This window comes from Streptomyces sp. NPDC093018, assembly GCF_040684035.1.
Classification (GTDB): Bacteria; Actinomycetota; Actinomycetes; order Streptomycetales; family Streptomycetaceae; genus Streptomyces; species Streptomyces murinus.
Window position 1 is genome coordinate 1 of sequence record NZ_JBFBFF010000031.1, and the last position, 22,429, is coordinate 22,429.

The 22,429-nt window shown below is 73.6% G+C and carries 19 protein-coding genes and 1 riboswitch; of the genes, 3 read left to right on the plus strand and 16 right to left on the minus strand.

Features of this window, described 5'->3' with window-relative positions; translation table 11 throughout:
• On the plus strand, positions 1–163 hold a 163-nt coding region (locus tag AB0N90_RS36875; protein WP_365203822.1), incomplete at its 5' end, for a transposase family protein.
• A gap of 57 nt (positions 164–220) precedes the next feature.
• On the opposite strand, the gene AB0N90_RS36880 is transcribed toward AB0N90_RS36875, so the two are convergent.
• Positions 221–1,933, minus strand: a complete 1,713-nt coding sequence (locus tag AB0N90_RS36880) for a LuxR C-terminal-related transcriptional regulator (RefSeq protein WP_365203782.1) — start codon at positions 1,931–1,933, stop codon at positions 221–223.
• Positions 1,934–2,028: 95 nt separating this feature from the next.
• Here AB0N90_RS36880 and AB0N90_RS36885 point away from each other — a divergent pair, with 95 nt between their 5' ends.
• Positions 2,029–3,111 carry a M12 family metallopeptidase gene (locus AB0N90_RS36885; RefSeq protein WP_365203783.1) on the plus strand — a complete coding sequence of 361 codons (1,083 nt, stop codon included), beginning with the start codon at positions 2,029–2,031 and terminating at the stop codon, positions 3,109–3,111.
• Positions 3,112–3,228: 117 nt separating this feature from the next.
• Here the strand turns inward: AB0N90_RS36885 and AB0N90_RS36890 are convergent, their stop codons facing one another.
• The 10 genes from AB0N90_RS36890 to AB0N90_RS36935 all read right to left on the minus strand — a co-directional run bounded on the left by AB0N90_RS36890 (position 3,229) and on the right by AB0N90_RS36935 (position 12,427).
• Positions 3,229–4,605 (minus strand): NtaA/DmoA family FMN-dependent monooxygenase, encoded by a 1,377-nt coding sequence (locus AB0N90_RS36890; RefSeq protein ID WP_365203784.1) that lies wholly within the window; start codon positions 4,603–4,605, stop codon positions 3,229–3,231.
• Between the two features lie 19 nt (positions 4,606–4,624).
• The gene (locus tag AB0N90_RS36895; RefSeq protein ID WP_365203786.1) at positions 4,625–5,863 is read right to left on the minus strand and encodes an LLM class flavin-dependent oxidoreductase; all 1,239 of its coding nucleotides are present in this window, start codon (positions 5,861–5,863) and stop codon (positions 4,625–4,627) included.
• 122 nt (positions 5,864–5,985) lie between these two features.
• Positions 5,986–6,108: a putative leader peptide gene (locus tag AB0N90_RS36900; protein ID WP_361683856.1), complete on the minus strand. Its 123-nt coding sequence runs from the start codon at positions 6,106–6,108 to the stop codon at positions 5,986–5,988.
• A 127-nt stretch (positions 6,109–6,235) separates the two neighbouring features.
• A complete protein-coding gene (locus tag AB0N90_RS36905; protein ID WP_365203788.1) occupies positions 6,236–7,255 on the minus strand; it encodes an ABC transporter substrate-binding protein in 1,020 nt (339 codons plus the stop codon).
• Between the two features lie 52 nt (positions 7,256–7,307).
• The gene (locus AB0N90_RS36910; protein WP_365203790.1) at positions 7,308–8,102 is read right to left on the minus strand and encodes an amino acid ABC transporter ATP-binding protein; all 795 of its coding nucleotides are present in this window, start codon (positions 8,100–8,102) and stop codon (positions 7,308–7,310) included.
• Positions 8,099–9,079: an amino acid ABC transporter permease gene (locus AB0N90_RS36915; protein WP_365203792.1), complete on the minus strand. Its 981-nt coding sequence runs from the start codon at positions 9,077–9,079 to the stop codon at positions 8,099–8,101. Before AB0N90_RS36915 ends, AB0N90_RS36910 begins: the two co-directional genes overlap by 4 nt.
• 253 nt (positions 9,080–9,332) lie before the next feature.
• Complete coding sequence (locus AB0N90_RS36920) at positions 9,333–9,482, minus strand: hypothetical protein (protein WP_161216779.1); 150 nt, start codon at positions 9,480–9,482, stop codon at positions 9,333–9,335.
• 31 nt (positions 9,483–9,513) lie between these two features.
• Positions 9,514–9,624: riboswitch (SAM riboswitch) on the minus strand.
• Positions 9,625–9,703: 79 nt separating this feature from the next.
• On the minus strand, positions 9,704–10,594 hold the full coding sequence (locus AB0N90_RS36925) for a glutathione S-transferase C-terminal domain-containing protein (protein ID WP_365203794.1): 891 nt from the start codon (positions 10,592–10,594) through the stop codon (positions 9,704–9,706).
• A gap of 98 nt (positions 10,595–10,692) precedes the next feature.
• The gene (locus AB0N90_RS36930; protein WP_365203796.1) at positions 10,693–10,815 is read right to left on the minus strand and encodes a putative leader peptide; all 123 of its coding nucleotides are present in this window, start codon (positions 10,813–10,815) and stop codon (positions 10,693–10,695) included.
• Between the two features lie 160 nt (positions 10,816–10,975).
• Positions 10,976–12,427 carry a cytosine permease gene (locus AB0N90_RS36935; RefSeq protein ID WP_365203798.1) on the minus strand — a complete coding sequence of 484 codons (1,452 nt, stop codon included), beginning with the start codon at positions 12,425–12,427 and terminating at the stop codon, positions 10,976–10,978.
• Positions 12,428–12,714: 287 nt separating this feature from the next.
• Here AB0N90_RS36935 and AB0N90_RS36940 point away from each other — a divergent pair, with 287 nt between their 5' ends.
• The gene (locus AB0N90_RS36940) at positions 12,715–14,130 is read left to right on the plus strand and encodes an amino acid permease (protein WP_365203800.1); all 1,416 of its coding nucleotides are present in this window, start codon (positions 12,715–12,717) and stop codon (positions 14,128–14,130) included.
• 16 nt (positions 14,131–14,146) lie between these two features.
• Here the strand turns inward: AB0N90_RS36940 and AB0N90_RS36945 are convergent, their stop codons facing one another.
• From AB0N90_RS36945 to AB0N90_RS36965, 5 genes are all read right to left on the minus strand, one after another.
• Complete coding sequence (locus AB0N90_RS36945) at positions 14,147–15,523, minus strand: deoxyribodipyrimidine photo-lyase (RefSeq protein ID WP_365203802.1); 1,377 nt, start codon at positions 15,521–15,523, stop codon at positions 14,147–14,149.
• Between the two features lie 10 nt (positions 15,524–15,533).
• Positions 15,534–17,165 (minus strand): SDR family oxidoreductase, encoded by a 1,632-nt coding sequence (locus AB0N90_RS36950; protein ID WP_365203824.1) that lies wholly within the window; start codon positions 17,163–17,165, stop codon positions 15,534–15,536.
• 207 nt (positions 17,166–17,372) lie between these two features.
• Positions 17,373–19,571 (minus strand): DEAD/DEAH box helicase, encoded by a 2,199-nt coding sequence (locus tag AB0N90_RS36955; RefSeq protein ID WP_365203804.1) that lies wholly within the window; start codon positions 19,569–19,571, stop codon positions 17,373–17,375.
• A 778-nt stretch (positions 19,572–20,349) separates the two neighbouring features.
• Entirely contained in the window at positions 20,350–20,991 is a 642-nt protein-coding gene (locus AB0N90_RS36960) for a response regulator transcription factor (protein ID WP_365203806.1), read from the minus strand.
• Complete coding sequence (locus tag AB0N90_RS36965) at positions 20,988–22,268, minus strand: sensor histidine kinase (RefSeq protein WP_365203808.1); 1,281 nt, start codon at positions 22,266–22,268, stop codon at positions 20,988–20,990. Before AB0N90_RS36965 ends, AB0N90_RS36960 begins: the two co-directional genes overlap by 4 nt.
• Positions 22,269–22,429: the final 161 nt, after the last annotated feature.

Here is a 22,429-nt window from a genome sequence, read left to right on the forward strand (position 1 = left end):
AGAAGACAACGCCGCTCACCGCAAAGTCCGCGCACGCGTTGAGCACGTCTTCTCCCGGATGAAGAACTACAAGATCCTCCGCGACTGCCGGCAGCACAGCGACGGCCTCCACCACGCGGTCCAGGCCATGGCCCGCATGCACAACCCCGCCCTCGCCGCATGACCGCCAAGCTCAGCTGCCCACTTCAGGCTGCTTGACCACGGCCTTGTGCAACACCCTTTAGGCCGACCTGTCCAGCAGGCAGGGCAGCGCGCCCCGGTCCCCCGTGCCCAGCCGGGTGTACGCGCTGTACAGGTGGTTGCCGACCGTGCGCACGGACAGCGTCAGCCGCTCGGCGATCTCCCGGTTGCTCAGGCCCGCCGCCGCCAGCGCCACGACCTGCCGTTGCCGCGCGGTGAGTTCGCCGAGCACCAGACCGGCCAGTGCCGGGGTGCGGGCGCCCTGGCAGCGGCGGGCGAGGGCGAGCGCCCGGGTGCGGGAGCGGCGCCCGGCCCGGGGGTCGCGGTGGACGCGTACGGCCTGGGCGTGGGCCTCCGCCGCGAACAGCAGGAATCCGCGCTCCGCCAGGGCGGTAGCGGCCCGGTCCAGCGCGTCCCCGTCCCCGCGTGCCAGCGCCTCGGAGTGCCGGGCGAGCACACTGCCCGCGGGCAGCGCGCGGGCGGGCTCCCCGGCGCGTACGGCCCCGTAGCGCGCGTACGCGTCGCCCTCGGCGAAGCCGTGTCCCGATTCGTCCGACTCGGCCTGCGCCAGGGCGAGTTCCGCCGCGCACCCGGCGTCCCCCGGCGCCCACCGCAGTCCCTCCCGGGCCCATGCGGCGGCGTCCCGTACCGCGCCCCCCAGCCGGGCGAACCGGGCCCGCACCGCCGCGTACCCGGCCGGTACCGGCTCTCCCTCGGCCATCGCCCAGTCCCCCACCGGCGTCGCCACCGGCCGTACGTCCAGCTGGGCCAACCGCCCCTCCAGCAGCCGCTGTTCGGCGGCGAGGGCGGCACCGCGGTCCGCTCCGGACCGGCTCAGCCTCCGTGCCCGCAGCCGCCCGGTCACCGCCCGCAGCGCCGGTCCGTGCAGCGGGTCGGCGAGCGCGACCCCGCCGGCGTCGTCCACCGCGATCAGACCGGCCGCCTCCAGCCCCTCGAGGACATCGAGGTCGAGGTCGTACAGCGGAAGCCGGGACGGCTCGGCGAAGGCGAGGCGTTCCAGGGTCTCGCGCTCGCCGGGCGCACCGCGCTCCAGCACGGGCGCGAGCCGGTCGCGGACGGCCGGGGTGACGGGCAGCGGCCCGCGCCAGGCGCGCTCTCCGGTGCCGGGGACGGCGACCAGGCCCTCCCCGGCCACGAGCGCGGCCACCAGGGAGCGCAGCAGCCGCAGATCGCCCCGGCACAGCCGGTGCAGCCGCCGCACGGTGAGCGCCTCGAACCCGGCCGCGCCGAGGAGGGCGGCGGTGTCCTCCTCGGGCAGCGGGGCGAGGGCCAGCCGGGGCAGCAGCTCACCGGTCCACAGCCGGGACACCGCGCCGGGCGCCGACGCCTCGTCGCACGCGGCGACGATCAGCCGGGTGCGCCCGCCCGCGGCCAGCTGGTGGACCAGCGCGGCGGAGTCCTCGTCCAGCAGATGGGCGTCGTCCACGACGAGGAGGCGGACGCCGGACAGGGCCCGCACCGCGCCGGACAGCGAGCCGGTGACGGCCGGCAGGTGCGCGAACGCGGCGAGGGGCAGATGGCGGGCCTCGGGGGTGCCGGTCACCCTGACGTGGTCCGTGCCCCGGACCGCCTGCGTGATCAGCCGGGTCTTGCCGCGACCGGCCGGACCGGTCACCACGATGCCGCGCCGGCCCGCGGCCATCGCCCCCCGCACCAGCTCCAGTTCGTCCTCCCGGCCGGTGAACGGCCAGGGCAGTTCGAGCGTCTTCGCGTCCTGTTCGTAAGTCCTCACACCAACCAGAGCACGCGTACTCAGATTTGATACAGGGCGACTTGAGTAGCCTTCGACTCAGGCGCCGTTGGTCGCGGGGCGGGCACGCTGGCCGCATGACCCGACGCCTGTGCTCGCTCTCACGGCAGCCGGCCCCGTCCTTCGGACCGGGGCTGACCGCCGAGCGGCAGGCCGCGCTGCTCGCCGGGCGGCGCATGTGGGTCAACGGCACGGTCCTGCACTACTGCTTCCTCGACACCGACCACGACGCCTCGGTGATCCCGGTCCCCGGGACCGGGGAGCTGCGCCGGGTGGCGTGGGCGGGTGGCAAGGAGCAGCTGGACGTGGTCCGCGAGTGCTTCGCGCAGTGGGAGGCGCTCGGCATCGGGGTCGCCTTCGCGGAGGTCGGCGACCGGGGGGAGGCCGAGCTGCGGATCGGGTTCCAGGCCGGCGGGGGTTCCTGGTCGGCGGTGGGCCGCGAGGCCCTCGCCGTCGGCCGGGGCGAGCGCACCATGAATCTCGGCTGGGACGTGACCGCGCAGGGGGAGCGCGGCACGGTCCTGCACGAGATCGGGCACGCGCTGGGCCTGGTGCACGAGCACCAGAACCCCTGCGCCGGGCTGCACTGGGACGACGAGGCCGTCTACGCGGAGTTGGCGGGCCCGCCGAACCACTGGAGCCGGGAGACGGCGTACACCAACGTCCTGCGGGCGTTGGACGCCGGGGAGTCCAGGGGCGCGGTGTGGGACCCGCGTTCGGTGATGGCCCTGCCGTTCGGTCCGGGGCTCGTGCTGGAGCCGGAGCAGTACCGCGGGGGGCTGCGTCCGGCCGAGCAACCCTCGGACCGGGACCGGGAGTTCGTCCTGCGCTGGTACCCGGGTACCGCGCCCGGACCCGACCCGCTGGTGCCGTTTTGTTCGGCACCGCTGGGCCTGGGTCCGGGCGAGCAGGCGGACTTCGTCGTCGAGCCGGCGGAATCCCGCGACTACACCGTGGGGACCTTCGGCGACGCCGACACCGTGCTCGTGGTCTTCGAGGAGCGGGACGGGGAGCCGCGTTTCCTCGCCGGCCACGACGACGGCGGCACCCCGGACAACGCCCGGCTGCGGGTACGGCTCGTCCGGGGCCGCCGCTACTTCGTCCGTGTCCGCGTCTACTCCGTCTGGGGGGCGGGGCGGACGGCGGTGATGTGCTGGTGAGCACACGCGGGCGGCACGGTCCATGGTCCGGCACCGGGGGGAGCGGGCGCGTACGTCACCCACGGGGGAGGTGACGTGCGCGCCCGCGCCGGTGCCACGCCGGGGCCGTGCCGGTGGTTACGAGGCGGCCCGCTCGGCCGGGGCGGCGGCGTCGGGGTGGGCCAGGCCCAGGTGCTCGCGCAGGGTGGTGCCCTCGTAGTCGGCGCGGAAGACGCCCTGTTCCTGGAGGAGCGGGACCACCTTGTCGGCGAACGGGTCGAGGCCGCCCGGGGTGATGTGCGGGACGAGGATGAACCCGTCGGAGGCGTCCGCCTGCACGAACTCGTTGATGGTCCGGGCCACGGTGGCGGGGGCGCCCACGAAGGTCTGCCGGTTGCCGTTGTTGATCACCAGATCGCGGATGGACCATTTGTTGGCCTCGGCCAGCTCGCGCCACTCGCGCGCGATGGCGACCGGGTCCCGGTACATCCGCACCTGGGCGCGGCCCCGGGAGATGTGCTCCTCGCTCACCAGCGGATCGATGTCGGGCAGCGGGCCCTCCGGGTCGTACCCGGACAGGTCGCGGTTCCAGACGAACTCCAGGTGCTTGAGCGCGGTGGCGCCGCTGACCTGCTGGCGGCGCACCTCGCGGGCGAGTTCGGCGGCCTCGGCGTCGGTGTCGCCGAGCACGAAGGTCGCGGCGGGCAGGATGAGCAACTGGTCAGGCCTACGGCCGTACTTGGCGAGGCGGCCCTTGACGTTGGCGTAGAAGGCCCGGCCCTCCTCCAGGTGGGAGTACCTGCTGAAGATCGCGTCCGCGCCGGCGGCGGCGAACTCGCGGCCCTCCTCGGAGTCGCCCGCCTGGAAGATCACCGGGCGGCCCTGCGGGGAACGCGGCACGTTGAACCGGCCGTGGATGTCGAAGTGCTGCCCCTGGTGGACGAAGGAGCCGGCCCGCGCGTCCCGCAGGAAGGCGCCGGTGGCCCGGTCGGCGAGGATCTCGTCGCCGCTCCAGGAGTCGAACAGCTCGTGCGCGGTGGCCAGGAACTCCTTGGCGCGTGAATAGCGTTCGTCCTGCGGCAGGAAGCCGCCGCGGCGGAAGTTCTCTCCGGTGAAGGCGTCCCAGGAGGTGACCACGTTCCACGCGGAGCGGCCGCCGGAGAGGTGGTCGAGGCTGGCGAACTGGCGGGCCACCTCATAGGGCTCGTTGAACGTGGAGTTGATGGTGCCGGTCAGGCCGAGCCGGTCGGTGACGGCGGCGAGCGCGGCCAGCACGGTGAAGGTGTCGGGGCGGCCGACCACGTCCAAGTCGTATATCTGTCCTCCCTGTTCGCGCAGGCGCAGGCCCTCGGCGAGGAACAGGAAGTCGAACTTGGCGCGTTCGGCGGTGCGCGCGAAGTGCGCGAAGGAGCTGAACTCGATGTGGCTGCCGGCGTCCGGGTCGCTCCACACGGTGGTGTTGTTGACTCCGGGGAAGTGGGCGGCCAGATGGATCTGCTTCAGCGGCTTGCTCATGGTCGTACGGTCCTCCGGCTCAGACGGCGGTGGCGGCGGCAGCGGCGTAGCGGTTGGCGGGGCGGGCGAGGCCGAGCAGGCCGCGCAGGGTGTCCGCCTCGTAGGCGGTGCGGAACCGGCCCCGGCGCTGGAGTTCGGGCACCAGGTCGCGGCTGATCCGGGGCAGGTCGTGCCCGGTGACGGCGGGCCGCAGCCGGAACCCGGTCAGCCCGGCGCCCGCCAACTCCTCAAGTAGATCGGCGAGTTGTGCCGCCGTGCCGGTGAAGACCGGGGCGTCGCCGGTGTACGGCTCCCCCGCGAGCGCGTCCAGCCGTGCCCGCCGCGCCTCGGCCTCGCCCTGGCTGTCGTCCAGGAAGACCAGCAGGTCCCCGAAGACATGCAGGGTCTCCCCCGCCCGCCCGGCGCTCCGCTGCTCGGCGCGGATCTCGGCCACGATCGCGCGGGCGTGCTCCGTGTCGCGCGGGGTGACGTAGCCGACGTCGGCCCCCCGGGCCAGCAGCCGGTACGGCACGGTGTCGTGGGCGAGGGCGCTGACCAGCGGCTGCCCCTGGGGCGGGCGGGGGGTGATGGAGGGGCCCTTGACGCTGAAGAAGCGGCCCTCGAAATCGATGTAGTGCAGCTTGTCCCGGTCGACGAACCGGCCGCTCGCCCGGTCGCGGATCTCGGCGTCGTCCTCCCAGCTGTCCCAGAGCCTGCGCACGACTTCCACGTAGTCGGCGGCCTCGTCGAACAGGTCGGTGAGCAGGCCCTGGGCGTCCGGGCTGTCGTACGCCTCGATCCGGTCGATGCGGCGGCGGCCGAAGTGGCCGGCCTCGTCCGGCCGGGCGGTGATCCGCACCCGCAGGCCCGCGCGGCCGGTGCTGACGTAGTCGAGGGTGGCGATCGCCTTGGAGATGTGGAACGGCTCGGTGTGGGTGGCCACCACGGTCGGGACCAGGCCGATGTGCCGGGTGAGCGGGGCGACGCGGGAGGCGATGAGTACCGCGTCGAGCCGGCCGCGTACCTGGTCGGTGCGGTCGTCGGGCTCCAGCAGCTGGGAGGACTGGGGGCCGAGGCCGTCCTCGATGGTCACGAAGTCGAGCAGACCGCGCTCGGCCTCGGCGACCAGGTCGGACCAGTATCCGGCGGTGAACAGCGCGTCCGGGCGGGCGACGGGCTCGCGCCAGGAGGCGGGGTGCCAGCCGGTGCCGTCCAGGGCGACGGCGAGGTGGAGGCGGGAGTGGGGGTCGGGGTGGGTGGAGGGGGTGGCAGAGGACACGAGTTGGCGCCTTCCTGGGTGTCCGTACGGGGGCGCGCCGGGCCACGCCGGGGGCGGGGCACGGCGGCGGGCGGGCGCGGCGGGAGGAGAGACCGCGCGGTCGCGAGGGCGGAGGGGGAGCGTCAGGAGCGACAGAGCGCGGCGGCCACGCGCTGGAGGTCGATATGGGGCCGGGAGTGCAGCACGGCGGAGCGGGCGGTCCGCAGGACGCGCGCGCACGGAAGGCGCCTTCGGTCCTCGGTCATCTCCGCCACCTCCGTCCACCGCGCTCAGCGGGCCGCCTCTGCGGCGGCCGCGCCCATCTCGTCATGAGGCACAACGCCCCGGCCCCATTCGGTGTTCCCGGCCCCGGAAGCTGTTCGGGCCGGCTGCTCAGGAGTCGCTGAGCGGCAGTCCGGGCGGGTTGACCTGGGACTTCGCCACGGCCTCGTTGGAGAGGTTGTAGGCGGCCAGCCACTTCGCGTACTGCCCGTCCTCGATCAGGTGGTTGACGGCGTCCGCGATGGGCTTGGCGAGGCCGCTGTCCTTCTTCGTGGTGGCCGCGATCAGCCCCTGGAGGCTCGCGCCCGCACCGGAGTAGGTGCCCGCGCTGCGGGTCGGGTTCGGCGACTTCGCGGTCTGGGTGACGTGGTAGGCGACGCCGGGGTTCGCCGCGAAGTAGGCGTCGATCCGGCCGCCGGACAGCGCCAGATAGGTGGCGTTCTTGCTGGCGTAGTGCTTGACGGTGAGGGTCTTGCCCTCGGCCTTCAGCTTGCTCTGCCACTCCAGGAGGATCTTCTCCTGATTGGTGCCGTTGTCGACGGCGACCGTCTTCCCGGCGAGGTTCTCGTAGTTCCCGCCGAAATTCCAGGTGCTCTTCTTCAGCACCTCGAAGCCCACGTTGTCCTTGCGGTACGAGGCGAAGTCGTACTTCTTCTTGCGTTCCTCGGTGTCGGTGATGTTGGCGAAGCCGACATCGGCCTTGCCGCTGTCGATGCCGACGAACATGTTCTCCCAGGTGGCGTTGGCCAGTTGGGGCTTGAGGCCGAGGACCGCGGCGACCAGGCGGCCGAAGTCGGGTTCGGCGCCGGTGAGGGTCTTCTGGTCGCCACCGATGTAGGCGAGCGGCGGGAAGCCGTCGGGCAGCGCGCCCACGACGATGTTCAGGGTGCCCCGCTTGCGGACGGCGGCGGGCAGTTCGGCGTTGAGGGACTTGACCTCGGAGACCTTCAACTCGGTCTGTCTGGCGGCGCCGTTGGACACCCGGCCCACGGTCACCGTGCCGGCGGCGTCGGTCGTGGTGGCCGCGTCACTGCTGCCGCCGCAGGCGGCGAGGGCGCCGGCGAGGGAGGCGATCACGGTGGCCGCGGACAGACCGCGTATCAGGCTGCGTCGGGTGAGGTGGCTGGGCATGGCTGTCCTTGTCGTTCGATGGTGCGTCTGGGGAGGGGGAAGGGGGGCGGGTTCAGAGGACCTTGGCGAGGAAGTCCCGGGTGCGAGGGTGCTCGGGGTGGTCCAACACCTTTGCGGGCGGGCCCTGTTCGACGATCCGGCCGCCGTCGATGAAGACGATCCGGTCGGCGACCTCACGGGCGAAGCCGATCTCATGGGTGACGATGACCAGGGTGGTGCCGCTGGTGGCGAGGTCCTTGATGACGGAGAGGACCTCGCCGACGAGTTCCGGGTCGAGCGCGGAGGTCGGCTCGTCGAAGAGGATGATGCCGGGGCGCAGCGCGAGGGCGCGGGCGATGGCGACGCGCTGCTGCTGGCCGCCGGAGAGCTGGCGCGGGTAGGCGCCGGTGCGCTCGCCCAGGCCGACCCGGGTGAGCAACTCCCGGGCGAGTTCCCGTGCTTCGGCCTTGCCGAGGCGGCCGGTGGCGACGGGAGCGGCGGCCACGTTGTCGAGGACGGTGAGATGCGGGAAGAGGTTGAAGTTCTGGAAGACGAACCCGATCCGGCCGCGCTGGGCCAGGATCGCGCGTTCGCCCAGCTCCTTCAGCCGGTCGCCCGCGCGCCGGACGCCGATGAGTTCGCCGCCGACGCTGACATGGCCGATCTCGGGCTTCTCCAGGTGGTTGATGACCCGCAGCAGCGTGGACTTGCCGGAGCCCGAGGGCCCGATGACGACGGTGACCTCGCCGGGGCGCACGGTCAGGTCGATGCCGTCCAGGACGCGGTGGGTGCCGTACCACTTGTGGACGTCGTGCACCTCCAGCGCGGCCGGGGCCGGCTCCTGGGCGGTGGTGGCGGTGGCGGTCATACGGCGGCCTCCCCGCGCAGCCGGGTGCGGAACGCGGTGAGGGCGGCGCGTGCCTTCTGGAGCGGGGTCGGCGGCAGGGTGCGGGTGGCGCCCCGGGCGAAGTACCGCTCGACGTAGAACTGGACGACGGAGACGGCGCTGGTCAGGATCAGGTACCAGACGGTGGCGACCAGCAGCAGCGGCACGATGTCGCCGGGGTAGGTGCTGCCCATGGTCTGCACGGAGCCGAACAGGTCGAGCAGCGACACGTAGAACACCAGGGACGTGCTCTTGACCAGGCCGATGAGCTGATTGACGTAGTTGGGCGTGATGGAGCGCAGTGCCTGCGGGAGCACGATCCGGGTGAACTGGTAGCCCTTGGGCAGGCCGAGGGCCGCGGCCGCCTCGTGCTGGCCCTGGTCGACGGAGAGCAGCCCGCCGCGCACCACTTCGGCCGCGTACGCCGCCTCGTTGAGACCGAGTCCGATGACGGCGACCGTCATGTCGGTGGCGAGCTTCGACTCGTCGAAGGTGACGAAGGCGGGTCCGAAGGGGATGCCGAGGCTCAACGTCTTGTACAGGGCGCTGAAGTTGTAGAGGAAGATCAGGACGACGATCAGCGGCACGGAGCGGAACAGCCAGGCGTAGGTCCAGCTGACGGCGCGCAGCACCGGGCTTCCGGACTGCCGCGCGAGGGCCAGCAGGACACCCCCGATCAGCCCCAATACGGCGCTCAGCGCGGCGACTTCGAGCGTGACGAGGAGGCCGTCCAGGACCGCGGGCCGCAGGAACCAGTAGCGGAAGCGGTCCCACTGGTAGAAGGGGTTGGTGGCCAGGCCGTGCGCGATCTGCGCGACGACCACCAGGACGACGGCGGTGGCGATCCAGCGGCCTGGCCGGCGCAGCGGCTGAACACGCTGTGCGGCGAGGGGCTTTGACGGCTCTGCGGCGGGCGGCGCCTCGGCGAGCGAGACGGCGGCGCCTGGGGCTTGGCTCATGGCGGGCTCCGGCGAGGGGCGGGGCGAGACGGGGAGGAGCGGGGAGGGGCGGGGGCGCGGGGTACGACGGATCGCGCACGGGGTACGACGTACCGGGCGCGGCCCGCCGCACGGCTCGGGGCGTGCGGCGGGACGCGTCGGAACGCGCGGCAGCGGGACCGGAGTCGGTCCGGACGGCGGGAAACGGGGGTGGGCCGCCGAGGCGCCGGGCCCGAGGTCCGGGGCTACGGCCGCCGGGGCGTGAAGGTGGAGGTCAGCCCCGGCAGCCGCGGATCGCGCCCGGCGCGGTACACAGCGCGCTGCTGACCCGCAGCAGGTCGACGGCGCGGTCGGCGACCAGGGCGGTGCGCGGCGGTACGCAGCCCTGGGGGCGGCTCAGGGCCGTCCGGGGAGCTGCGTACATGGCGTCACCTGTCACTGTCACGGCCCCGGGGGCCTCGCGCTTACCGAAGTCGTCGTCCGGTCCGGTCGTCACCTGGGGCACCCCACCGCGTCGCGAGGGTTGCCGGTCAGCCAGCCAGGGCTTGGCACTGACACTCTTGACCGCATCTGAGCCGCAAGTAATCCAGCCGGCGCCCCGAATGTCAATGTCCGTCCGTCAGATGGACATCGCCGGGGCCGATCTCACCTGCGGGAAGTGTCCGGGGAGCCGCTCGCGTGGGCCGCCCAGTCCAGGATCTGGACGGCGGCTCCGGCGGCCTCCAGGCCCCGGCAGTGGCCCTGGTGGCGGCGCGCGATGCCGTCGAGGTCGAGATGGCGGCCGAAGGCGGGGTGGCCGGCGAGGCGGCGGGCGTAGGCCCACAGGGCCCGGTGCTCGGCGATGCGCTGCACGGCGGAGGCGTCGAGATGGCAGCGGTGCACCAGGTCCAACTGCACCAGGGAAACCCAGAGTTCGATGTCGGCCGCGGTGAGCCTGCCGTCGGCCAGATACTCCTCCCCCGCCAGCCGCCGCTCCAGCCGGCCCAGGGTGTCCAGCAGCGCGTCGAGCGCGGCGGCCCGCTCCGCCGGACCGGCACCGGCGCGTCCGGCGCGCTGGGCGGCCTCCTCGATGCCCTCGGCGCACATCCGCTCGACGGACTCGATCACGGACTCCAGGCCGGGCGGGAACAGGGGGTTCTTGCAGGTGCGCGGGAAGCGGTCCAGGTCGCGCAGGATGTCGCGGGCGTGGGTGCTGACGATGCGTCCGGACCAGTCGTCGCTGAGCACGGGGGCGAGCGCCGGGCCCCGGTAGTGGTGGGCGCTGGCCTCGTACAGCGGGCGCAGCTCGGCGTGGCCGCCGTCGTGGCCGCCTTGGAGGGCGGGCAGGAAGGTGACCGGACAGCTGTCGTCCAGGCCGAGCAGGGCGTGACCGACGGCGAGGCGCAGTCCGTCCGGACAGGCGGTGGACAGATGGAGGCGGTAGCGATGCGGCACGGCGTAGTGGCCGCTGCGCGCGTCCCGGCCGAGCCGGCCCCGGAAGTCGGGCGCGGTGACGCGGTGGGCGGGTGGGACGGCGGCGAGCGGAGTGATGGACATGCGTCTCCCCGGGTGGTGGGCGTGCGAGGGCGCGTCGGCGGGAGCCGTGGGACGGTGGCCGCGCGGGCCTGAGCGGTGAAGGGGCGTGGTGCGGCGCGTCAGCGCGGGTCGCCCAGGGCGCTGCAGACGCGCAGCAGATCGATGTGCCGGCGGGAGGTGAGCAGCGGGGTGCGCGTCGGCGTCCGGCCCGCTCGGCCGGTGACCGCTTCGAGGCGCGCCATGATTCCCTACCTGTTCACTAGGATTCCCTGTCAGGAAGTCTCGATCCCCCTCGGCCCGGCGTCAAGAGGGTGTCCACTGTCAGGGACACGGACCCGTGGTCACGTATCCGGGCCCGTGGTCACGTACCCGGACCCGCCGTCCCTCGCCCGGACCCGCCCTTCAGGGCTCCCGGTGCTCGGACGCCGCCCGTTCCAGCTCCGCCGCCTCCGCCCGGGCCAGCCGTGCCTCCGCCTCGACGTCGAGGGAGCGGGTCAGCCACCAGTACAGGAGGGCGGAGACGGGCAGCCCGATGAACAGGGAGATGTCCGCGCCGCCGAGCGCCTTCGCGGCGGGGCCCACGTACAGGGTGCCGACGGCGAAGAACGGGACCATGACCGCGAAGCCGACCAGATAGGAGATGATCCCGTGCCAGCCCCAACGGCCGTAGATGCCCCGGGGGTTGAAGATCTCGGCGACCGCGTAGTGGCCCCGGCGCACCACGTAGTAGTCCATGAGGTTGACCGCGGTCCACGGGATGAACAGATAGAGGACCAGCAGCAGGAAGTCGTTGAAGTCGGCGAGGAAGTGCGCGGTGGCGGCGAGCGCGCCGATCACGGAGAGCGCGGCGGTGAGGGCGAGGGTGAGCAGCCGCACGGAGAGCGTCGGCCGTACCCGTCGTACCGAGTCGATGGCGCTGATGAGGGTCAGCGAACCGCCGTACATGTTGAGCGCGGTGACGGAGATCAGGCCGAGGGCGGCGAAGAGCAGCACGATCGCGCCGAAGCCGTCGAAGATCTTGTCACCGGCCGCGTCGATGGAGGTGATGGTCTCGAAGTGCGCGCCCGCCCAGGCCGCGAGCAGGGTGCCGAGCACCATCATCCAGATGCCGCCGAGCGCGGAGCCGAAGTAGGTCCAGTAGAAGGTCTTGCGGACGGTCACGTCCGGCGGCAGATAGCGGGAGTAGTCCGAGACGTAGATGGCCCAGCTGATCTGGTAGCCGGCGACCACGCCGAACTGGGCGAGGAACGGCGTCCATTTGAAGGCGCCGAGGTCGAAGGAGCCGGCCGGGTAGTGCAGGGTGAGCAGGATGCCGACGGTGAAGATCCCGAAGACGACCAGGAAGACATAGGTCAGGATGCGTTCGGCCTTGTGGATGATGTCGTAGCCCACCAGGGCGATGACGAGCGCGACCACGGTGACCGCGAGGACCCAGGGCTTCACCCCGCCGTGCAGCGTGGTGTGCAGGGCGTCGGCGGCGAGGATGCTGTTGAAGACGTTGAACCCGGCGTACTGCACATAGGCGAAGAGCCACACGAGGAGCGCGCCGACATAGCCGAACTGCGGGCGCGACTGGATCATCTGCGGCAGGCCCAGCTGGGGCCCCTGGGCGGAGTGGAAGGCCATGAAGAAGGTGCCGAGGACGGTACCGGCGACGATGGCCAGCAGCGACCAGAGGAGATTGCCGCCGCCGGTGATGCTGATCAGCCCCACGGCCAGGGTGGCGATCTGGGCGTTGGACATGAACCACAGGGGCCCCAGGTGCCACAGTTTGCCGTGCCGCTCGTTCAGCGGGACGTAGTCGATGGACCGGACCTCGATCCCGGACGCCCTGCCCTGCGCCGACCCGCTCATGCCGCCTCCCGAGCCCGTTGCGTCACTCGGATCACATGGTGCACCGGCGCGGGCCCGGTGACGAGACCGCGGACGACGACACCCCGGGCGATCGCCGCGGGACCGTACGGCGCCGGATCGAGCGCCGGAGATATCGCGGCCGGAGGGGGTATCCGGCTCAGTTTTTCCGTGGACGGAAGGCCCGGACGAGACAAGAAACGGCGATTTTGCGACAGGTAGGGGCATCGCCGACCATGGCGGGGTCCCGGCGATCCCGGGACGTCGGCTTGATGAGAGGCGCACCACCCATGCACGTCACCGGAACCGCTCCCCTGCCGGCTCCGGCCCCCTCGGAGAGCCTTGCGGCGCCCGCCGGGGACCCCCAGGGCCCGCCCGGCAGCCGGCACGCGCGCCGGTTCGGGCTGCCCGTGGCCACCGCGCTGGTCATGGGCAACATCATCGGCGGCGGCATCTTCCTGCTGCCCGCCTCCATCGCCCCCTACGGCACGGTCAGCCTGGTCGCCTTCGGGGTGCTGACGATCGGCGCCATCGCCCTCGCGCTGACCTTCGGCAAGCTCGCCGCCCGCGATCCCCGCACCGGCGGCCCGTACGTCTACGCCCGCGGGGCGTTCGGCGACTTCGCGGGCTTCCTCGCGGCCTGGTCGTACTGGATCACCACGTGGGTGTCGAACGCCGCGCTCGCCGTGGCCGCCGTCGGCTATCTGGACGTGCTGGTCCCGGTGAGCGGACACCGCTGGACCGCGTGTCTGGCCGCGCTGGCGATCCAGTGGCTGCCCGCGCTCGCCAACTTCGCCGGTACCCGTTATGTGGGCGCCGTGCAGCTGGTCTCCACGGTGCTGAAGTTCGTGCCGCTGCTGCTCGTGGCGGTCGGCGGGCTGTTCTTCTTCGACCCGTCCCGGCTCGGCCCGTTCAACTCCAGCGGCCACGGCGCGATCGGCGCGGTCTCCGCCTCCGCCGCGCTGCTGCTCTTCTCCTACCTCGGGGTGGAGTCCGCCGCGGTCAGCGCCGGTGAGGTAAGGAACGCCCGGCGCAATGTGGGCCGCGCCACCGTGATCGGCACCGCGGGCGCCGCGCTGGTGTACCTGCTGGGCACGCTGTCCGTGTTCGGCACGGTCGACCACCACCGTCTGGTCGACTCCACCGCGCCCTTCTCGGACGCCGTGAACGCGATGTTCGGCGGCAGCTGGGGCGGCTGGGCGGTGGCGCTCGCCGCGCTGGTGTCGATGATCGGCTGCCTGAACGGCTGGACCCTGCTCAGCGCCCAGACCCCGTACGCCGCCGCCCGCGACGGGCTCTTCCCGGCCGCCTTCACCCGGCGCCGCCGGGGCGTGCCGACGGTCGGCGTCGCCGTCACCGTGGTGCTGGCGTCCCTGCTCACCGCCTACAACTACCTCTCCGGCTCCGGCAGGGTCTTCGAGGTCCTGGTCCTCGTCACCACCTTCACCGCGACCGTCCCCTATCTGCTGGCCACCGCCGCCCAGCTCTTCCACCTCGTCTCCGGCCGCGCCGACTCGGTGGACCGGGGGCGGCTGGTCCGGGACGCGGTGGTCACCTCGGTCGCCGCCGCCTTCTCGATCTGGCTGATGGCGGGCGCCGGCTACGCGGCGGTGTACCAGGGCGCGCTGTTCCTCTTCGTCGGCGTCCTCGTCTACGCGGTGATGACGGCGCGGCGGACCCGGGCGGCCGAGCAGCACACCGCCTAGCCGCACCCGGGGGCGGTCACTTCCCCCGGTCGCGGGCTGCGCGGAACCGGTCGAGGCCCTCGGACAGCTCGATCATCGGATCGGGGTAGTCCAGCGCGGCCCGCTCCGTGTCGGGCAGCTTCCACGGCTCGTGCACGAACCGGTCGGCGAGGCCCGCGAGTTCGGGCACCCAGCGGCGCACATAGCCGCCGTCGGGGTCGTAACGCCTGGCCTGGGCAATGGGGTTGAGGACCCGGTTGGGGCGAGTGTCCGTGCCGGTCCCGGCGACCCACTGCCAGTTGAGCTGGTTGTTGGCGATGTCACCGTCGACCAGCCAGCGCAGGAAGTGGTCGGCGCCGATCCGCCAGTCGACGTAGAGCGTCTTGGTCAGGAAGGACGCGGTCAGCAGCCGGGCCCGGTTGTGCATCCAGCCCTCGTGGCGCAGCTGCCGCATCGCCGCGTCGATCACCGGATAGCCGGTACGGCCCTCCCGCCAGGCCTCGATGTCGGCGCGTGCGGCCCGCCCGGTGCGCCAGCGGTCGCCCTTGGCGCGGTAGTCGGCGCGGGCGACCGCCGGGCGGGCGGCGAGCACCTGGCGGTGGAAGTCGCGCCAGGCGAGCTGTCGTACCAGCGCCTCGGCGCCCGGACCGCCGCGGCTGCGGGCCCGCTGGATCAGTTCCACCGGGGACAGGGTGCCGAAGTGCAGATGCGCGGAGAGCCGGGAGGTGGCGTCGGCGGCCAGGTCGTCGCGGGTGTCGTCGTAGGCGTCCAGACCCGTGCGCCAGTAGGCGCTCACCCGCTTGCGGCCCTCGCGCTCGCCACCGGCCGGGAGGGCGGGCGAGACACCTGTGACGTCCTCGCGGGCGGGCAGCCGTTCGCCCTTCACCCCGTCCGGCACGGGCACCCGGCGCGGGGCGGCCAGCGGCGCGCGCAGCCCGGACCGGGCCCAGCGGCGGTGGTACGGCGTGAAGACCGCGAAGTGGTCGGAGCCGGCCGGGGTCACCTCGCCCGGTGGCACGGCCACGGTCACCGCGTCGTGCACGAGCAGCCGCCGCCCGTCGGCCGCCAGCGCCCGCCGCAGCAGGTCCTCCCGGCGGGTGGCGAAGGCGCTGTGCGCGGCGGCCAGGTGCACCTCGTCGGCGCCCGCCTCCGCGGCCACCCCGCAGACCTGCGCCACCAGGTCGCCGGAGCGCACCACGAGCCGTCCGCCGCGCTCGCGCAGGGACGCGTCGAGGTCGGCCAGGCAGTCGGCGAGGAAGGCGGTGCGGTTCGGGGTGGCGAACCCGGCCGCCTCGACGGCGCGGTCGCGGACGAACAGCGGGACGATCTCATCGGCGGCGGCCAGCGCGGCGCGCAGCGGCGGATGGTCGTGCAGGCGCAGGTCGGAGGTGAACAGGACGACCGAGACGGACATGGCGGTCAGCCTATTCGGGGTGGTCGGGGGCGGTGCGGTCTGCCGACGGCGCGGCGGGACCGGATGTGGGTTCGGGTCCGGGTTCGGGTCCACTTCCGTGTCCGGATGAGGATGAGGCTGCTCGTCCTGCTTCGTTCCGGGTGCGGGTGGCGGCGCGCACGATGTTGCGGGCCATGCCGCCGAAGACGACCGCGTGGAAGGGCGAGACGCTCCACCAGTACAGATGGCCGAGCAGCCCGCGGGGATGGAACAGCGCCCGCTGCCGGTACCGGACCCCGCCGTCGCCGTCGTCCACCCGCATCTCCAGCCAGGCCAGGCCCGGCAGCCGCATCTCGGCGCGCAGCCGCAGCAGCCGGCCGCGTTCGATCTCCTCCACCCGCCAGAAGTCCAGCGAGTCGCCCACCCGCAGCCGTCGCGCGTCCCGGCGGCCCCGGCGCAGGCCCACCCCGCCGACGAGCCGGTCGAGCCAGCCCCGTACCGCCCAGGCCAGCGGGAAGGAGTACCAGCCGTTCTCCCCGCCGATGCCCTCCACCACCCGCCACAGCGCCTCGGGCGGTACGTCCGCCGCGCGCTCGCGCACATCGGTGTACAGGCTGCCGCCCGCCCAGTCCGGGTCGGTGGGCAGCGGATCGCTCGGGGCGCCCGGTACGGCGGCGGAGGACCAGCGGGTGACGACCTGCGCCTCGCGGACCCGCTGGAGCGCCAGGGCGAGGGCCCGGTCCAGGCCGAGGGGGTGGCCGGGCGGGCTCGGCACATACCGTTCGATGTCGTTCTCATGGCAGACGACCTCGTGCCGCAGCGACTCCGTCAGCGGGCGCGCGATACCGGCCGGCACCGGGGTCACCAGCCCGACCCAGTAGCTGGACAGGCCCGGGGTGAGCACCGGCACGCGCACGATCACCCGCTTGGGCAGCCCGGCGGCACTGGCGTACCGCCGCATCATGTCCAGGTAGGTGAGCACCTCGGGGCCGCCCGTGTCGAAGGCTCGGTTGACGTCCGGGGGCAGCTTGGCGCAGCCCACCAGGAGGCGCAGCACGTCCCGTACGGCGATGGGCTGGATCCGGGTGTGCACCCAGCGCGGGGTGACCATCACGGGCAGCCGTTCGGTGAGGTAGCGCAGCATCTCGAAGCTCGCGGAGCCGGAGCCGATGATGACGGCGGCGCGCAGCACGGCGGTCGGCACGCCCGAGTCCAGCAGGATGCGGCCGACCTCGGCCCGGGAGCGCAGATGCGGGGACAGCTCGCGCTCGGGCACCCCGGCCGGGGTCAGACCGCCGAGGTACACCAGGCGCTCTACCCCGGCCCGGCGGGCCTGCTCGCCGAAGACGCGGGCCGCCCGCCGGTCGGTGCGCTCGAAGTCGCGGCCCGTGCCGAGGGCGTGCACCAGGTAGTAGGCCACGTCCATGCCGGCCATCGCCCGCGCCACCGAGTCCGCGTCCGTGACATCGCCCCGGACGATCTCCACCCGGTCGGCCCAGGGATGGTCGCGCAGCTTGTGCGGGGTGCGGACCAGGCAGCGCACCCGGTATCCGGCGTCCAGCAGTTCCGGCACGAGCCGGCCGCCGATGTACCCGCTGGCGCCGGTGACCAGACAGGCGGGCGAGCCGTCCTCGTGCGCGTCGTCGTGCGCGTCGTCGGCCACTGTCTCGTCCGCCACGGATCCGCCCCGTCCACGCTCGTGTCCCGGTGCGTCGGCTCGCGCTCCCGGCTGACTCCAGGGTGGCGGCCGTGTGGGGGGACGCGCCTGGGGCGTGGGCCGATCGGGTGATGTCACGGGGATCTCGGCGGGAGCCTCGGGACGATGTACGAACGTCGCGGGCGGCCCCTCGGGTCACTCGGGTCACTCGGGTCACTCGCTGGGTTGCAGCGGGCTCTCCTCCACGACGCCCAGCCCTGCCTGCTCCTCCGCCACGCCCAGCCGTGCCTGCTCCTCCTCGACGATCCGGCGGGCCAGCTCGGTGTCCGACACGTCGACCGCGTCCGGGGTCGCCTCGGCCACGGCGCTGCGGCGCGCGTAGGCGTCGAACAGGCGGGTCTTGGCCGCGAGCATCTTCACCAGGCGTTCGTCCACGCCTCCGGTGGCGAGCAGCCGGTACACCCGTACCGGTCTGACCTGCCCCATCCGGTGGGCGCGGCCCACCGCCTGGTGTTCGATGGTCGGCTTGATCTGGGGTTCGCAGATGATGACGACGGAGGCGGCCTGCATATTGAGGCCGACGCCGGCCGCCTGGATCTGCGCCAGGAGCACCGCGGGGCCGGACGCGGCGGCGAAGTCGTCCACGAGCTGCTGGCGCCGCGCCGCCGGGACGCTTCCGGTGAGCGGCCCGAACAGGGCGGTTTCCGGGGCGAGTTCGTCCCGTACTACACCCAGTACGTCCTTGAAGTTGGAGAAGACGACGGTCTTCTGCCCGTTCTCCCCGGCCTCCCGGACGATCTCGCGGAGCCGGTCCAGCTTGGCCGATCCCTTCGGGCGCGCATAGGCGGCCCGGCGCATCGCCATGAAGTTGCCGGCGCGTACGGCCTCCCGGTACGCCTCCTCGTCGGACGCGCTGAGCTGCTCCCACTCGTCGGACTGCTGGAGGCTGGGCAGTTCGGTCAGTACGTCCACCTGGTTGCGCCGCAGATAGACCGGGGCGACGGCCTTGCGGAAGGCCACGGAGCCGGCCGGCGCGTCCCCTTCTCCCAGGGAGTCCGCTATCCCGCGGTGCAGCATCCCGACCAGGTTGCGGAACTCGACGACCCTGTTCTCCATGGGAGTTCCGGTCATGAACAGGGCGCGCTCGCAGCGCTCCGCCCATCCGGCCACGGCCTGGGACCGCTTGGCCTTCGGGTTCTTCACACAGTGCGCCTCGTCCACGACGAGCAGTCCGACCTCGCCGCCGCCCGGCTCCGGGAATCCGCGCAGCGCGTCGAACGTGGTCACCGCGACCCCGCCCCGCCCCTTCCAGTCGGCGAACGCCTCGTGCCGGTCGGGCCCGTGCAGCACCGTGACGCGCAGGGTGCTGCGGGCCTCGATCTCCCGGGTCCAGTTGACGAGGACGCTCGCCGGGCAGACGACCATGAAGTGGCTCTGCCCCTCGGCCGCGAGGTGTGCCAGTACGGCGATCGCCTGGATGGTCTTCCCGAGGCCCATCTCGTCGCCGAGGATGACCTTGCGCTGCGCGAGGACGAAGCGCGCGCCGAACGCCTGGTAGCCGCGCAGGGAGACGCGCCGATGCTCCTCGGCGAGCTGCTGGGTGCGGACCCGCTCGGCGACCTCGTCCGGCAGGAAGCCCTCGGCTGCGGCGGCGTCCGGCTGCCGGCCGGAGATCTCGGCGAGCAGGCCGTAGTACTCGGCGGAGCGCAGCTCGAAGTCCACCCAGGCGGCGATGTCGGACGAGGTGCCGCGCAGCAGGTCCACCGAGGTCTGGGCCAGCGACTCGGGCAGGCCCGCGGCTTCCGCCTCGGCGACGAGGGAGCGGATCTCGGCGAGCGCGGTCAGGGCACGGGCCCGCTTCTCCCGTCCGGCCAGCAGCATCCTGAACCGTCCGGCGGCGGGCTTCGCGTCGGTCAGCAGCGGACCGAGGCGCTGGGAGAGGGCCACGGCCGTGTCCACCGTGCGCCGGGCCGCCGGACCCGCTTCCACCAGCACGTGCAGGGCCTCGACCAGGGCGGTGGTCGCCGGTTCCGGCCGGTCGACGTCGATATGGACGGCCACCGTCTCGTGCACGGCCTCGGACAGCCGTCGGGCGGCGGCGAGCATCTGGTCGACGGTGCGCTGGCCGACGCCGGGGATCTGCCGCAGCCGGTACGGCCCCGCTTCGAGGACCCGGCCCACCGTGCGCAGACCGCTCTTGTCGACGTTGCCCAGCCGCAGCCGGCCCTCGGTGACGTCCTGCAACCGGGCGACCGGGATGGCGTCGAGCTCCCGCTTGACCAGCGCGTCATGGATCGGCTTCAGCGCCGCGCGGACCGCCTCGACCGCCCTGGCATGATCACCGGCCACCGTCTGCGCCGCCTCATTCAGCCGCGCCCCGCCCGCGAGTGCCTCCCGCCCCTCGTGCCCCACCCTTGCCGCCCCCACTCCGTTGCAACCCGACTCACACGCCCCCAGGAACATAAAAGATTCCCATACGACAGGGGGCGGGGGGGCCGGACTACGGGACGACGGGGCGACGGGTTGGTCGGGGAGTGGTAGTCGGCTGGGGGCGGGGTCGGTGAGGCCGAGGGTTGGGGGGGGCGGGGGTGCTTGGGCCATGAGCCGGTAGGGACGGGGCAGGTGAGTCCGCGACCGGGGGGCGGGCGAAGCGGGTCATGGCGGATGAGCCCGCAGCCGGCTGCCGGTCGCGGACTGTCGGCGGCCCTATGAGCCCGAGGTGCACGGCGGATACGGCAGCGGCCAGTGGCCGATGCGGCCGCGGGCGCAGGAGGGCGGGGCCAGTGACGGGGACGGCCGAGCGGAGGGATCAGGGCGAGGCCGGCGGCGGCCGAAGCGGAGAGCGGTGGCGGATGAAGCTGAGGGCAGAGATACGGGGCCCGAATCCGGTGGTCGCTGAAGCCGGGATCAACGGCGGACGCGTCCGGAGCCGGTGGCGGACGAACCCGAGGCCGACGCCCGACCGGCCCTCCCCCGGCGATGGTCAACCCCGAGGCCACCGACCGATCGGCCCGAGTCCGACGCGCGCACCACCCCGAAACCAACCCCCGGCCGGCCCGCCATCGGCGCGAGGCGACCCCGGGATCAGCCGCGCGTCACCCCGAGCCCGACGACGGACACGTACCAAAACCGGCCCCCGGGCCGGCAGCCTCACATCACCACCCGGCCCGACGGCGGACGCGTTCCGCGGTCAGCGGCGGATCAGGCCGAGGTCCGTCGCCGTGGCGACCGCCGCCGTGCGGGAGTCGACGGCCAGTTTGGTGTAGACGCGGGCGAGGTGGGACTTGACGGTTCCCTCGGTGAGGTGGAGGCGGTGGCCGATGGCCTGGTTGGAGAGGCCGTCGGCGACCAGCGCGAGCACCTCGGTCTCGCGCCGGGTCAGCGCGGTGCCCGGCATGCGCAGCCGGTTCATGAGCCGCTCGGCGACCGTGGGCGCGAGGGTGGTGCGCCCGGCCGCGGCGGTGCGCACGGCCGCGGCCAGATCCTCGGGCGGCGCGTCCTTGAGGAGGTAGCCCGTGGCCCCGGCCTCGATGGCGGGCAGGGTGTCCGCGTCGGAGTCGTACGTGGTCACGACCAGCACCCGCGGCGCCCCCGCCCTGGCCGTGATCCGCGCGGTCGCCTCCGCGCCGCCCATCCCCCTGCCGAACTGGAGGTCCATCAGCACCACGTCGACATCGCCCCCGGCGGCACGGGCCACGGCCTCCTCCGCGGTGGCGGCCTCGGCCACGACGACCAGGCCGGGCTCGGTCTCCAGCACGGCCCGCAGCCCGGCCCGGACCACGGGGTGATCGTCGGCCAGGAGCAGCCGGATGGGGGCGCTGTCGTCGGTCATGGGCGAGCCTCGGGCGTGCTGTCGGATACGGGGGTGGGCGTGCGGTCGTACATGATCCCGGACGCGCTGCCCGGCGTACCGTCGGCGGGCCCGCCGAGCGGCAGCCGGGCGGCCAGGGAGGTGCCCCTGCCCGGCGCGGACTCGATGCTCAGGGTGCCGCCGAGGGCATGCATCCGGGCCCGCATCGCCGCCAGTCCGAACCCGCCGCCCTCCGGGTCGGGGGCGGGCGGCAGGGCGGGGTCGAAGCCGGTGCCGTCGTCGGTGATGTCGAGGGCGACGCGGTCGCCGAGGTAGCCGAGGGTGATCTCGGCGTCGCCGGTACGGGCGTGCCGCACGGTGTTGGCGAGGGCGGACTGGGCGATGCGCAGCAGGGCGACCTCGTGCTCCGTGGCCAGCGGGACCGGTTCGCCGTCGAGGCGGAAGCGCACGGTGATCCGGTGGTGGTCGCCGGTGGTGGCGCACAGCCGGGCCAGCGCGTCGGCCAGCGTGGTGCCGTCCAGGGCGGGCGGAGTGAGGGCGGCGACGAAGCGGCGGGCCTCGGCGAGGTTGTCCGCCGCGGCCCGGCGGGCCGCCTCCACATGGCCGGCGGCGGCATCGGGCCGGCCGGGCAGGGCGCGTTCGGCAGCGCGCAGCAGCAACTGGATGCTGGAGAGGCCCTGGGCGAGGGTGTCGTGGATCTCGCGGGCCAGGCGTTCGCGTTCGGCCAGCACCCCCGCCGTGTGCTGGACCCGGTCCAGGTCGGCGCGGGTGGCGGTGAGTTCCTCGATCAGGCGTCTACGCTGCTCGCTCTCCCGGTACAGGGCCTGGTAGCCCCGTACGACCGCGACCGCGACCGCCGCGCCGAGCGCGGGGCCGATCGCCATGGCCGCGCCGAAGGAGCCCTGATGGGCGGCGAAACCGGCGACGGCCGCCGCCGCGGTGGCGGCCACGGCGGCGAGCCCGGACCGGCGCGGCAGCAGATGCAGCTGGAGGAAGTACAGCGGGAACGCCATCCACACGGCGTCGGCGGACAGCGCCAGCAGCACCAGCCATACGGCGCCCACCGCGGCGAGCCACAGCGCGGCGGCCCGCCGGGAGCGGCGGACGCCGGGCAGCAGCGGCCCGGCGGCGTACACCCCGGCGCAGGCCACGGCGACGGCGACGACCGGCCAGGCGGCGGGGCGGCCGGCGGCGACGGCCCGCCAGCCGGCCAGCGTGAGCAGGCCGAGGACCAGCAGGTGCAGGCACCAGGACAGGGCCCGGGTGGTCGGGGTCAGGGCGGGGGAAGCGGTGTTCACAGTGCCTCCCAGGCTACGGAAGCCGCAGGCCTTGCGGCCTCTGTCGAAAGTTGGAGTCCGCCCGCCGCCTTCCGGCCCGTGAAGTGCCGTCCTGCGCCGGACGCGCACAGGGGGGCGCGGCGGCGACGGTGAGGGCCTACTGCTTTTCCCCGCCGGAAGGA

What these genes read in the sequence shown, in the direction of transcription:
- AB0N90_RS36885 (WP_365203783.1), top strand. Translation starts at nt 2,029, where the DNA reads ATGACCCGACGCCTGTGCTCGCTCTCACGGCAGCCGGCCCCGTCCTTC.
- AB0N90_RS36890 (WP_365203784.1), bottom strand. Translation starts at nt 4,605, where the DNA reads ATGAGCAAGCCGCTGAAGCAGATCCATCTGGCCGCCCACTTCCCCGGA.
- AB0N90_RS36900 (WP_361683856.1), bottom strand. Translation starts at nt 6,108, where the DNA reads ATGACCGAGGACCGAAGGCGCCTTCCGTGCGCGCGCGTCCTGCGGACC.
- AB0N90_RS36905 (WP_365203788.1), bottom strand. Translation starts at nt 7,255, where the DNA reads ATGCCCAGCCACCTCACCCGACGCAGCCTGATACGCGGTCTGTCCGCG.
- AB0N90_RS36910 (WP_365203790.1), bottom strand. Translation starts at nt 8,102, where the DNA reads ATGACCGCCACCGCCACCACCGCCCAGGAGCCGGCCCCGGCCGCGCTG.
- AB0N90_RS36915 (WP_365203792.1), bottom strand. Translation starts at nt 9,079, where the DNA reads ATGAGCCAAGCCCCAGGCGCCGCCGTCTCGCTCGCCGAGGCGCCGCCC.
- AB0N90_RS36920 (WP_161216779.1), bottom strand. Translation starts at nt 9,482, where the DNA reads ATGTACGCAGCTCCCCGGACGGCCCTGAGCCGCCCCCAGGGCTGCGTA.
- AB0N90_RS36925 (WP_365203794.1), bottom strand. Translation starts at nt 10,594, where the DNA reads ATGTCCATCACTCCGCTCGCCGCCGTCCCACCCGCCCACCGCGTCACC.
- AB0N90_RS36930 (WP_365203796.1), bottom strand. Translation starts at nt 10,815, where the DNA reads ATGGCGCGCCTCGAAGCGGTCACCGGCCGAGCGGGCCGGACGCCGACG.
- AB0N90_RS36935 (WP_365203798.1), bottom strand. Translation starts at nt 12,427, where the DNA reads ATGAGCGGGTCGGCGCAGGGCAGGGCGTCCGGGATCGAGGTCCGGTCC.
- AB0N90_RS36940 (WP_365203800.1), top strand. Translation starts at nt 12,715, where the DNA reads ATGCACGTCACCGGAACCGCTCCCCTGCCGGCTCCGGCCCCCTCGGAG.
- AB0N90_RS36945 (WP_365203802.1), bottom strand. Translation starts at nt 15,523, where the DNA reads ATGTCCGTCTCGGTCGTCCTGTTCACCTCCGACCTGCGCCTGCACGAC.
- AB0N90_RS36960 (WP_365203806.1), bottom strand. Translation starts at nt 20,991, where the DNA reads ATGACCGACGACAGCGCCCCCATCCGGCTGCTCCTGGCCGACGATCAC.